General features: G+C 46.8%; 6 protein-coding genes. All 6 read left to right on the plus strand.

The features are described 5' to 3' along the window. Positions 1-88: 88 nt before the first annotated feature. The 6 genes from HP570_RS22260 (at position 89) to HP570_RS22285 (ending at position 12,449) form a co-directional block, all read left to right on the plus strand. Positions 89-2,659 (plus strand): winged helix-turn-helix domain-containing protein, encoded by a 2,571-nt coding sequence (locus HP570_RS22260; protein WP_173627178.1) that lies wholly within the window; start codon positions 89-91, stop codon positions 2,657-2,659. Positions 2,660-2,958: 299 nt separating this feature from the next. Further along, positions 2,959-3,639, plus strand: coding sequence for a response regulator transcription factor (locus tag HP570_RS22265; RefSeq protein ID WP_173627179.1), 681 nt, complete (start codon positions 2,959-2,961; stop codon positions 3,637-3,639). Next, positions 3,636-5,420, plus strand: a complete 1,785-nt coding sequence (locus HP570_RS22270) for a sensor histidine kinase (protein WP_173627180.1) — start codon at positions 3,636-3,638, stop codon at positions 5,418-5,420. The genes HP570_RS22265 and HP570_RS22270 overlap by 4 nt, the downstream gene beginning before the upstream one ends. After that, the gene (locus HP570_RS22275) at positions 5,401-5,928 is read left to right on the plus strand and encodes a hypothetical protein (protein WP_173627181.1); all 528 of its coding nucleotides are present in this window, start codon (positions 5,401-5,403) and stop codon (positions 5,926-5,928) included. Before HP570_RS22270 ends, HP570_RS22275 begins: the two co-directional genes overlap by 20 nt. A 229-nt stretch (positions 5,929-6,157) precedes the next feature. After that, positions 6,158-11,122 carry an Ig-like domain-containing protein gene (locus tag HP570_RS22280; RefSeq protein ID WP_173627182.1) on the plus strand — a complete coding sequence of 1,655 codons (4,965 nt, stop codon included), beginning with the start codon at positions 6,158-6,160 and terminating at the stop codon, positions 11,120-11,122. 427 nt (positions 11,123-11,549) lie between these two features. After that, entirely contained in the window at positions 11,550-12,449 is a 900-nt protein-coding gene (locus HP570_RS22285) for a GHMP family kinase ATP-binding protein (protein WP_173627183.1), read from the plus strand. The last annotated feature ends 5 nt before the right edge of the window (positions 12,450-12,454 follow it).

The following is a 12,454-nucleotide window of genomic DNA, read 5'->3' on the forward strand; positions in this document are numbered from 1 at the left end:
ACCTCATTACGCTTCCAGTCATCAATAGAAAGGCTACGCTCCATGTTTCCTTCATGAATGTCATTTTACTTCTAGGCAGGAGATGCGTATGGATTTATTAACGTACAGTCCACTTATCGCAACCAAGCTTCATGTTCCGAAGTATGGTTCGGACTTGTTACTTCGGCATCAGATATGGAAAGAAATCGATGACGCTGGCGCCGCAAGAGTGATTCTCGTGTGTGCGCCAGCCGGTTTCGGTAAAACGACAGCAGTCAGTCAATGGACGCAAAATTCCGGCAAACCGACTGGTTGGATCTCCCTGGATGAATCAGATAATGATCCCGTGCGCTTTTGGCGATATTTTGCTAGGGCAATTGATATGGCACAGGAAGGCGTGGGCAAAGAATCTTCCTCGGTCCTTCACCCACAGTACACAGCTTCTGCTGAACAGTTGATGTCCGTGTTACTCGAAGAAATTGCGGGGTTTGAACGTGATTTTTATCTGGTATTGGACGATTACCACCTCATAAAGGAGCCTTCTATTCATGAAGGATTGCAGACACTGATCCAGCATGCTTCCTTCTATATGCATGTCGTCCTGATTACGCGGGAGGAACCTCCTTTTGCCCTACACCGTCTACGCGTTCGGAAACAGTTGAAGCAACTGGGCTCAGACACTCTTCGCTTCAATGAGGAGGAGTGTCGGCGCTTATTTTGCGAGCAACTGGGTCTGAGTTTGACAGAACAAGCCATTGGCTTGCTAAGCAAACGAACGGAGGGATGGGTGGCCGGTTTGCAGCTAGCAGCGCTTTCCATGCAAGGAAAGCCCGAAGCGTCTAAGGTCATTCATCATTTTTCCGGTAACGACAAGTACGTCGGGGAATATTTGACGGAAGAAGTATTGAAACGACTTCCAGAAAAGGTGCAGATGTTTTTGCTGAAAACGTCGATACTGCCGCGTCTGACAGGCGATCTATGCGCAGCTGTTACCGGAGAGGCGGACGCTCACGACATTCTTCGCATGCTGGAGCGAACGAATTCATTTGTGATCGCGCTGGATGGCGTAAATGAGTGGTATCGTTATCACCATTTGTTCGCAGAACTTCTACTTTCCCACGTAAGGAAAACATATAACGAACTGCTTCCTGCCCTACATATCTCTGCAAGCTGTTGGTTTGAAAGTCACGGGTGGATCATGGAGGCGACTGAGCATGCGTTTCTCGGAAAAGATTGGAACCGGGCGAGCCGTTTGATCGTCACACATGCACCGTGGATGTTGAAACAGTACGAAAATATTACACTGCGCAGATGGATGAAATACTTTGATGCGTCCTGGTTGGAAAGCAACCCCGAGCTGTGCATTGCTTTTGCCTGGCTGCATGCTGTGTCCAATGAAATTGATCAGGCGGAAATCCTCCTTCAATTGGCTGACGAAGCAACTCGGATCAATCATGGGAGCTATGACGACTGCCGCGTAGAAATGTGTGTGCTTCGGGGATATATCGAAGTGATGCGGGGAAATGTAGAGCTTTCCCTCAAATATATGGAAGAATCCGTTCACATGAAGCCAAAATTCAGCCGTTACTTCATCGTCGGCATTGAACTTAATTCGGATGAGCCATACGTCCTGCGCAGTCGTGTGGCCTTGAGCGGGTATTTGTCTAACGTGAATGAATACTATCCAAAACTAAGGGCGATCTGGAAGCACAGTGGTCTTGGGATATTGGCCTACGGTTCTATCGTTTTGGGCGAGCTTTATTATGAGCAAAATGATTTTGACCAGTTGAAATATTTTGTACCTCGTGCGATTCAGTTAGGCACGATCTCTTTGAACTTCGGTGTGTTGGTCCCGGTTTATCTGACGTTGGCTCGATGGAGAAAAGCAGAGCACCGTAAAGACGAGATGTGGCTGGCCATGGAGGAAATCACTTCGCTATGCCGCCAGCATGATGCGCCTCCTCATTGGATGTCTTTTGTAGAAACGTTCCGCGTCCGATTATGGATCGAAGAAAATCGACGGGAAGAAATAGAAAAATGGGTCGAGCCCTATGCGAAAATGAATGTAGATATTGTCGCTTCCCGGCATGAATTTGAGCGAATGACGTTGGCCCGGGTATACCTCTATTTAAAAAACGACAGTGCAGCCATTATGCTGCTAACCAGCTTAAAGCACGAGGCGGAAATAAAGGATCGGCTCGGGAGTCGGATTGAAGCCTTTCTTCTGCTCAGCCAAGCTTACATGATCCAAAAACAGCAGCATGAAGCGATGGAGTGTATGCGCATGGCGGTGACGTTAGCCGCGCCAGAAGGCTATGTACGCACTTTTTTGGATGAAGGCCCTGGCGTTGCCAAAATGCTCTATTCACTCTATAAAAGCAAAAACGTATCCAAGCAAGAGATGGCCTATCTTTCGATGTTGCTCAAAAGTGTGGAGAAGGAATTTCCTACGCTTGATATTCAAATTCGGGTATCCCCTGCATTGGAAAAATTGACGGAAAGAGAGTCGGAAGTGCTGGCACTGATCGGTGAAGGGTTATCGAATTTGGATATTGCGGACAAGCTGCATCTCACACTGGGGACGGTAAAAGGGCATGTGCATCAAATTTTTAGCAAGCTCCAGGTAAAAAATCGTGCACAAGCAATCGTCAGATTAAGAGAAAGTGAGATCGACCAGTAGAATCCCCCGCCTATACGGAGGCCACTGAAAAAGTCCCAACGAAAGAAAACGAGCCGTTAGAATCGATTCTAAGGCTCGTTTTGCATGTTTTCAGTGGCCTAAGCCATTTTCGGGTGTTTGTTTTTCTTCGTAAATCCATCTCAAGTACACACAACGGTCACATCAGCCATCTATACTCATCTTGTAAAAACAAGGTTGGCGGCCATAGGAATGGTGACGGTGAGATACAGGTTCGTAAATTTCACAATAAATTGGTAATCTATGCAATAAATGCACAACCACGAGTAAGGAGCGCGGAAATGAAACGGAAAGTGTTACTCGTAGAGGACGACGAGCTCATACGTGAATTTGTATCGGATTATTTTAAAAAAGAAGCTTGGGAAGTGTACGAAGCGCAGCACGGTAAAATGGCGATGGAGCTTTTCGCTTTGCACCCTGTCGATTTAGTTGTGCTAGATATTATGATGCCCGAGATGGATGGCTGGTCGGTGTGCAGAAAAATCCGCCAGCGATCCGACATTCCCATCATAATCATTACAGCAAGAGTAGACGACGATGACCAGTTGATGGGTTTCGAGCTTGGCGCAGACGAATATGTCACCAAACCGTTTAGCCCAAAAGTATTAGTGGCCCGTGCCAAGGCTCTGATGAAAAGAGCAGAGGGGAGCATCGGGAGGGGAGATGATATCGCTCAGTTTGGAGCATTGACGGTAAACAAACGAGCTCACACTGTTACGATTGCCGGCGTCCCGGTTTCATTGACACCAAAAGAGTATGAGCTGCTTCTGTTCTTCATCAAGCATGAAGGGACGGTCTTGTCCCGAGATAGCATATTGAATGGGGTTTGGGGGATGGACTACTTTGGCGACCATCGCACCGTTGATACCCATGTGAAAAAACTGCGGGCCAAGCTGGATACAGAGCAGCATCTGATTCAGACGATGATCCGTTTTGGATATAAGTTTGAGGCAAAGCGATGAAACGACTTCGACTAAACGTTGTGACAAAATTATTTGCCGCCACTTTTGTTTTTGTCTTTTTGCTCTACTCTTTGATATTGATAGGGGAAAAGTTTTTCTTTGAGCGCTTTTATTTAAATGCGAAAGTAAGCGAGCTCTCGCAAGCAATGGCATCTTTCCCAGATGAGTACGCCAAACTCCCTCCCGACAAGCACAAGCTGGATAAGCTGGTGGGTACATTGATGAATCGCACAGATGCCAGCATCGCGATCGTAGATGAGCAGCTCAGGCAATTGAATCTCGACCCCTATTTTCTGGAAATGAAAGTAGCAAATAAAAATCAAGTGATTACCTTACCGCTAAAAGAAATGAAAAGCACCGATCTTCCTGAAGGACTCCATGTTGGAGACACGATTACCATCGACGGAATCTATATGGATGAGAAGAATACGATCATGAAGCCGATACGGATTGCGAGGCAAAGTCCATCCACAAATGTGACCGAAAATAGACTAACCCGGGTTACGGCAGTTATTTCTGAACTCATGCTGCCTAGTCAGCAGCGGGCACATAACCCTTTTTATCAGGATTCTCTCGTAGCTGATCAAATCGGACCATGGCTGACGCAGCAATCCGACGAGATTACACAGATGAAAAGCGGATCATTCATCCAGCGGAAGTGGACTGATCCGTGGAGTGGTGTAAACTATGCCATCGTGATTCATCGATTCTCCTATCAGGGCGGGGCGAATTATATACTGGCGGTGACGACGTTGCAACCAGTGAGCGATGCGGTAAGTATGCTGACCAGCTATTCCCTATACGCGACGCCAGTTATCCTCGTCATCTTACTGCTGCTGTCCTTTGTCTTTTCGAAGATCATCACGCAACCATTAGTTACGTTGAGTCATTCCGCTTCACGTATGGCTAATCTGGACTTCACAGAACTTGCTTCGATTCATTCTCAGGATGAATTCGGTGAGCTTTCTCGCCATCTGAATACATTAGCTGGTAAGCTGGATCAAACATTAAAAGATCTGAAAAGTGCCAATGTCACTCTTCGCGAGGATTTAGAGCATAAGGAAAAAATGGAGCAGCTTCGCAAAGAATTGATTGCAAACATCTCTCATGAACTCAAGACCCCGCTTGGCATTGTGAAGGGCTTTGCGGAAGGATTAAAAGATGATGTCGCACATGAAAAGCGGGAGCGATACATGGATGTCATTTTAAGCGAAGTCGACAAGATGAACGAGCTCATTATGGATATGCTGGAGTTGTCCAAATTCGAAGCCAAAGCCATTTTGCTTCGTAGACAATCGTTTCCCGTATCGGAAATAATAGATCGCGTAGCCGCTTCTTTTCAACTACAGCTGGCAAACAAGCAGGTACGATTATGGCTTGCCTTACCTGAAGAGATCAACGTATGGGCAGATCCAAGACGTATCGAGCAAGTGATCGTGAATTTGCTCGGCAATGCAGTCCGGCACGCCAATCCATCAAGTGAGATTCGGATTACCGGGGTCCGCGAGCGGGAGTGCATCCGGTTTCGAATCGAAAATGAAGGAGCGCATATCCCAGACGATCAACTAACGCGGATATGGGAGCAATTTTATCGAGTAGATAGCTCTCGCTGGCGAAAATCTGGCGGCACGGGTCTCGGATTAGCGATCTGTAAACACATCCTCGATCTGCATGGCAGTGATTATGATGCGGAAAATACCGTGAATGGTGTCGCTTTTTCCTTCACGTTGGTTGAAAATAAAAACAAAGGTGGAAATGACAATGAATTTGAAAAAGAATAATATGAAAAGCTTCCTGGCTGTATTGGTTCTATCACTTGTTACTAGTGCTTGTGGCACACCGGTTCCTTCACAATCGACTGGTCAAGTGCCGCAGCAAGATCCTCAGGAAAACAAAGAAAACAAAGAGAAACAACCGGAGAGCGTTGCAAAAGACATTGCCGCAGAACAGCAGGAAAAAGAAATTCTCGTCGTGGTCGACCAGGAACCGAAACCCATCGAGGGGAATAGCTTCGATTTCTCTATCGAACAGCTACCTGCCGGCTATTCGTTAGCTAGCATGCAGTGGAAGTCTGAGAAAACTGACATCGTAAACACTACAGAGCAAGCGATCAAAAATGACAAAGAAGGTATCTCTGGTGGGAATGGCTTTTACATCAGTGGCAATGGACAGTTCACCGGTTTCTTTTACAAGGATGAGTTGAAGGGGGAAAAGGGGAAATTGATCTTGGTCTTTAAAAATGAGCAAGGCAATGAAAAGACATGGGAGAAGGAGCTAACCCTTAAATAACACCCGCTAAATTGGAACCCCATTTTTGGGGTTCTTTTTGTTTGCAACAGTACGGTGGGGTGGGTTTTTTTATTGAAAAAAATCAATCACGAAAAGACATAACTTTAGTTAGTATTTTTTGCAAAAGACTGTTGTTACCATATTTTTGTTTCACCTAGATGTTTTGCTGGGGGAATGTGTCGACAGTAGGGGGAGTTGAAATGAAGAAGGAAGGAGGACAACGTTATTGATGAAAAGAATGATGGCTCGTTTGTTGGTATTTACTTTGCTGTTTGCAATTGTCCAACCGATGCTTATTCAAGAAAAAGCCAACGCAGCGGAACTTCTAGAGATTGGAGTAGAGGCAGACAAGTTCGTGGATGCGTATGGTGCCTATCCTGATGGCTTGGATTACCAAGGAGTTCCGAACACGTTGATCGTCGGCTACGCGCGAGACTCTGGTGGGGATTATGGGGCTGCAAATGCTGCTCTACGTTTTGACCTGAGCAGCGTGAAAAGTGAGAGGAAAATTCAGTCCGCTGCCCTGAAAATTTATGTGCATAAGGCAGAAGCAACAGGCGGAGATATGCCTTTCATTGATCTATGGGGCTCGTCTGATGACAATTGGAACGATGATTCTACGGCTGTGCTGCCCTCGCATCATGAAAGAATCATAACAAATGAGTTTATTCCTACTAATTTCACAGGGTGGAAATCGTTTGATGTAACCAGCTTTGTCATGAGTAATATTCCAGACAAAAAAGCTACCTTTGTTTTAAGAGGAAGACAAACAGCACCACCTGTTCCTGTCTTGTATCAGCCTCAAATCATTTTCTACGACAAAAGAAATGCTAGCTATGCTTCTCAGCTAGAAATAACGTATGCTCCTAACACTCCACCAACCGATATCCTCTTATCGTCCAATTCGATTCCCGAGAACAATCAAATAGGAGCGGTAGTTGGTACGCTTTCGGCAGTAGATCCTGATCAAGGAGACACTGTTACGTTCAGTATTCAAAACACTACGTTGCCATTTACTGTTGACGGAAATCAACTGAAGGCGACAGAAACGTTTGATTTTGAAACGAAATCGACTTACGCTGTACCGATCACTGCAACAGACTCGGCTGGCAATATATTCACCAAGGCGATGACGATCCAGGTGACGGATGTAGATGAACCACCAACGACAGCAACGGTTACCATCAATGGCGGTGCTGCGTTTACGAATTCACTAAATGTGACGCTCACCATTGCCCATGATGATCCTGACGCAGCCAAGCCCGAATATCGTTTGACGAACGTGGAAGGCGGTCCTTGGAGCGAATGGAAGATGTTTGAGACGCCTGTTACCTGGAGCCTCCAAGCAGGAGAAGGGACCAAAACGGTCTTCATGGAGCTGCGTGACGGAACAGGAACTGTCCTGAAAGCGCAGGATAGCATTGTGCTGGATATAACACCACCGACAGGAACCATCGAGATCAATAATGGGAACGTAGCCACTTCATCAGAAAAGGTGGAGCTTACCATTCAGGGAAGTGATGCGAACGGCCCGGTAGAAGTGATGTTGTCGAATGATAACAGCTTTACAGGCAGCTGGATACCTGTTCCTGTCAACAACAAGCTGGAATGGAACTTGGCTAGTGGGGACGGACAAAAAACAGTCTACGCGAAGTTCCGTGATGGTGCAGGGAATATGTATTATACATCTGGTACCATCGTGTTGGACAAAACGCCACCTGTTGTGACAGGGGTAGCGAATGGCAGCTTCTACACGGCAGATGTCACACCTGTCTTCGACGACGGCACAGCAACATTGAATGGTGCTCCTTTTGTCAGCGGCACAAAGGTGAGTGTGGAGGGCAAGTATACGCTGGTAGTGACGGATACAGCGGGGAATACGACTACGGTAACCTTTACCCTGGATAAAACCGCGCCTACTGGAACATTTGCGATTAATAACGGAGCCACTCATACGAATAACCAGGATGTCATTTTGCAAATCGATGCCACTGACGTTTCCAGCAAGGTGAAAATGAAGCTGTCCAACGATAACATCAGCTGGAGTGCGCTAGAGGATGTGGCGAGCGCCAAGTCTTGGAAGCTAACAAATGGGGATGGACAAAAAACGGTCTATCTACAGTTGATCGACGAAGCTGGCAACACGCATGATTTACAGACAACAATTACACTCGATACGGTTGCGCCTGTAGTCACAGGGGTAGAGAACAACAAGCTGTACAATCAGAGTGTGACGATCAGCTTCAACGAAGGAAAGGCGACCTTGAACGGAAAGACGATAGCTGACGGAGAAATCGTCAATGACGATGGCGCTTATACGCTGATTGTCACGGATGAAGCGGGCAATACAGCAATGCTTGCATTTTCGATTGATCAATCGAAGCCGTCGGGCAGTCTCAAGATCAATGGTGACGCCGATTATACCAATACACTAGCAACCACATTACAAATTGCTGTTACCGATTTCAGCAATGAACTACAGATGCGCTTTTCCCATGATACGAGTGATCCAGCCAATTGGACTTCTTGGGAAACGCTGACCACAACAAAGGCATGGACCTTGCTGACTGGAGACGGAACCAAGTCGGTTTCCATGGAAGTAAAGGACAAAGCGGGGAATATTGCCAGCTTTACCGATGAGATCACACTCGATATGACCAACCCTACGGGTGTTTTTGCGATCAATCAAGGTCAGTCGTATACCAACACGAGCAAGGTTACGCTGACTGTGGAGTCGGCTGATGCTCACGGTGTGGAAATGCGCTTGTCGAATGACAACCTGACGTGGAGCGATTGGAAAACAGCGCCGACAAAAGGCGACGTTCCATGGGAGCTGAGCGGTGGCGATGGGACCAAAACAGTCTATCTGGAGCTAAGAGATCCGGCTGGAAATAGATTGGCCCTTCAAAAGCAAATCACGTTGGATTCCGCTGGACCAGTTGTCACAGGAGTCGCCCAGGATGGTGTCTATGCGAGCGACGTAACGATTACCTTCAATGAGGGAACAGCATTACTAAACGGCAATCCGTTTACGAGCGGTTCTGTCGTCACGGCGGAAGGATCGTATGAGCTGGTCGTCACGGATGATGCACAAAATCGTACGACGATCCGTTTCACGCTGGATAAAACACCACCGGCTGGAACGCTCAGTATCGATAACGGAGCCGAATATGCGAAAACAGAAGACGTTACACTGCAACTCACTACGTCAGGCAATACCGATGACATTGAAATGGCGATCTCTAACGCCGATGACAATTCGGGTACGTGGGAGCGTTTTGCGGAGTCAAAAGCATGGAAGCTGGCTGATGGCAGCACAAACGGTACCAAAACGGTTTATGTCAAGCTGCGGGACAAAGCGGGGAACGTCACAAAGCTAAGTGATACGATTGTACTGGATGTGTTGGCGCCGACTGGATCTATCACGATCAATAACGGAGACAATTCCACCAAGTCTCGTGATGTTACGCTCGCCATCACAGCGAACGACAGTACGAGTGATGTACAAATCCGCTTCGCAAATGGTGACAACGACTGGAGCGATTGGGAGGCAGTAACTGCGACCAAAGCATGGCAGTTGAAGTCCGGTGATGGAACCAAGACTGTCGAGATGCAGATCACTGACCGGGCAGGGCACATTACAACTGTTTCCGATACGATCGAGCTGGATGCAGATGCGCCTGTTGTTACTGGAGTCGAGGACAAAGGCATTTACAAAGATGACGTGACCATCACATTCAACGAAGGAACCGCGACGTTGAACGGTGCTCCGTTCTCAAGTGGCGACCGGGTAACAAGTGAAGGTAAGCATGAACTACGGGTTGTAGATGCTTCCGGTAACGAAATCAAGATCACGTTTACTTTGGATAAAACAGCACCAACAGGAACGTTCGTCATCAACAATGATGATCGTCTAACCAGCTCCACCAGCGTGAGACTGCATGTTACTGCTTCGGACAATTTGGGAGATGTCGAGATGCGTATCTCCAATGACCAAGGCAAGTGGAGCAGCTGGGAAAAAGTGACGGGAACGATACCGTGGAACTTGACGTATGGCAATGGAATGAAAAAGGTTCTGATCCAGCTTCGCGACCAGGCAGGAAACACCGTTGAACTGGATGATTCCATTGAGCTACACGTGCCAAATGTGCCGAATCCACCAACAGGAGAGCCGGTCACCGGAGTTGAGCTGGAGGAAGAGCAGTTAACACTGCGTGTTGGCGATACAGAAAGCCTTCGAGCCACAGTAAAACCAACGAATGCCACCAACAAACGGGTCAAGTGGGAAAGCAGCGACTCTGAGATCGTCGAGGTAGATGAGGATGGCAAGATCAAGGCAGTAGCTCCTGGGACTGCGACGATTACAGTGACGACCGTAGACGGGAACAAAACCGCTTCGGTGGAAGTAACCGTTAAGGCAATACCCACCTTCCAGTTGGAAACAAACGAACCGTCCTTCTGGATTAAGCCGAGAGTAACCACAACCTTACGAGTTTATAAGGTAGAAGGCAAAAAACGCAAAGACATCACGCGAGACAAAAATGTTGAGTACGACACGGAAAACGGGTTGGTTACCGTCAAGCAGGGTCGCATTACGGCAGGCAAAGAAGAGGGAGAAGACATCGTTATCGTTCGCTATATGGGCGAGGAACTGGAGATTCCGGTGACGGTTTCTACGAAAACGATTCGTTCGTTGACGACCTCCTTCAAGGATTTGGTGCTGGAGATCGATGAGGAGAAGCAGCTAACGCTGACAGCCGTCTTCAATGACAAGAACACCGAAGAGGTGACAGAGAAAGCAACTTGGTCCTCTAGCAATGAAGAGGTCATCGAAGTAACAAAAGAGGGAAAAGTGACAGCGCTGGCTTCCGGTAAGGCTGTCATTACTGCGAAATACGGCGGTAAAAAGGTAACCAATCGTGTGCTCGTCGTAGAGGAAAAGAAAGTGAAAGATTTGCGAGTATCGCGCTCTTCGCTGCGCTTGGAGGCAGACAATACTGGAGAGATCGTCCTGTATGCGGTCTATGAAAATAGATACGAGGAGATCGTCACCAAGGATGCCGAATGGACAGTGGAAGATCCTGAGATTGCGACTGTAGAAAATGGTGTCGTGACCGCACTGGAATCTGGTAAAACAACCATTACAGTGGAATACGGCGGCGAGACTATTACGATTAACATTACGGTCTGGTAAATGAAAAGGGGCTGTTCGATCTACTGGGAGGGCAGCCTCTTTTCCATTCTGTTTAAAAGGTGAAGAAATATGGAGAATGCACTCCTTGCTTTTGCAAGTAGCATCTTGATTGGGGCCATTTTTTTTGGGATCTTATGGTGGGAAGGCTCGTGGTTCAGTCTTCGGTTTACGAAGTGGTACTTCGGTATTTTATTTGCAGTCTCGATAGTAGTAGGAGGGTATACCCTTTTTCAAGGTTAATAGAAAAATAGACATGTTCAGCCTTCTCAGGTATCGATCTATTTCTACACCAGTCTACCCGAGAAGGTAAGCATGTCTATTTTTGTTTTATGATAAACCAATGTCAACGCTAATAATGTGTTTCCCTGTAGTCAAGCTGTATAGGGGAATCAGCACCAAATCATATTCGTGTAAACGGGGGGCCACTATGAGCATGATAAAGACCAGTTCCATTAGTCGTTTTCCTAATACGAATGACGTAGGAATCGGTGTATCTGTCGGTACTTTTGGGGAACTTCTGCAGGGGATTCTAGAGGAAAATAATCTGGATTTTCTGGTGACTTTGCCTATCAAAAATGCATCTTACGCTACTTTTTATTCGATTCCAACCTTACAGGAGATCGTCATTGTGCCACGCTCCAAGCAGAAATCAAAAAGGTTGGTCGAAAAAATCATTCAGCACTATGGATTGCCGGCAGGTGGAATTTTAGAGATCAACTCTGAACTTCCGGTTGGAAAGGGCTTGGCAAGCTCATCAGCAGATTTGGTGGCTGCCTCCAGAGCGGTTGGAGATTGTTTCGGTATAAACATTGAGCCCTCATTATTAGAGTGGTTTTTGTCGAGTATTGAGCCGACGGATGGCGTTATGTATGAGGGTTCCGTTTCTTACTACCATAAAGAAGTCAGATTGCGAGAATACATCGGGGAACTGCCAGCATTATGCATTGTAAGTATTGATGAGGGGGAAACCATCGATACCGTTGAGTTCAATAAGCGAACAAAGCCTTATACCCAAGAAGAAAAGATGGAGTACAGCGTGTTGTTGCAAAAAATCACGAAAGCGATTAGAGAAAAGGATGTCCACACGATAGGTGCCGTGTCGTCCCGAAGTGCGATCTTGAATCAAAAAATTCTGCCCAAAAAACTATTGCCGGAAGTCATGGAGATCAACGAGAAAATTGGAGGGTTAGGTACGGTTGTGGCACACAGTGGGACCAGCCTCGGTATTTTATTGTTGAAAGAAGAACCTGACTTCTATCAAAAGCTGGAACTGGGGTATAGATGGTTAAGTGAATGGAATAAAGAATTGCATGTGTACCACACGTAGCGTTC

It is taken from the genome of Brevibacillus sp. RS1.1 (assembly GCF_013284365.1).
Taxonomy (GTDB): Bacteria; Bacillota; Bacilli; order Brevibacillales; family Brevibacillaceae; genus Brevibacillus; species Brevibacillus brevis_D.

Bases quoted from the DNA above. Each gene is read 5' to 3' on its own strand.
- HP570_RS22260 (WP_173627178.1), top strand. From the start codon at position 89: ATGGATTTATTAACGTACAGTCCACTTATCGCAACCAAGCTTCATGTT.
- HP570_RS22265 (WP_173627179.1), top strand. From the start codon at position 2,959: ATGAAACGGAAAGTGTTACTCGTAGAGGACGACGAGCTCATACGTGAA.
- HP570_RS22270 (WP_173627180.1), top strand. From the start codon at position 3,636: ATGAAACGACTTCGACTAAACGTTGTGACAAAATTATTTGCCGCCACT.
- HP570_RS22275 (WP_173627181.1), top strand. From the start codon at position 5,401: ATGAATTTGAAAAAGAATAATATGAAAAGCTTCCTGGCTGTATTGGTT.
- HP570_RS22280 (WP_173627182.1), top strand. From the start codon at position 6,158: ATGAAAAGAATGATGGCTCGTTTGTTGGTATTTACTTTGCTGTTTGCA.
- HP570_RS22285 (WP_173627183.1), top strand. From the start codon at position 11,550: ATGAGCATGATAAAGACCAGTTCCATTAGTCGTTTTCCTAATACGAAT.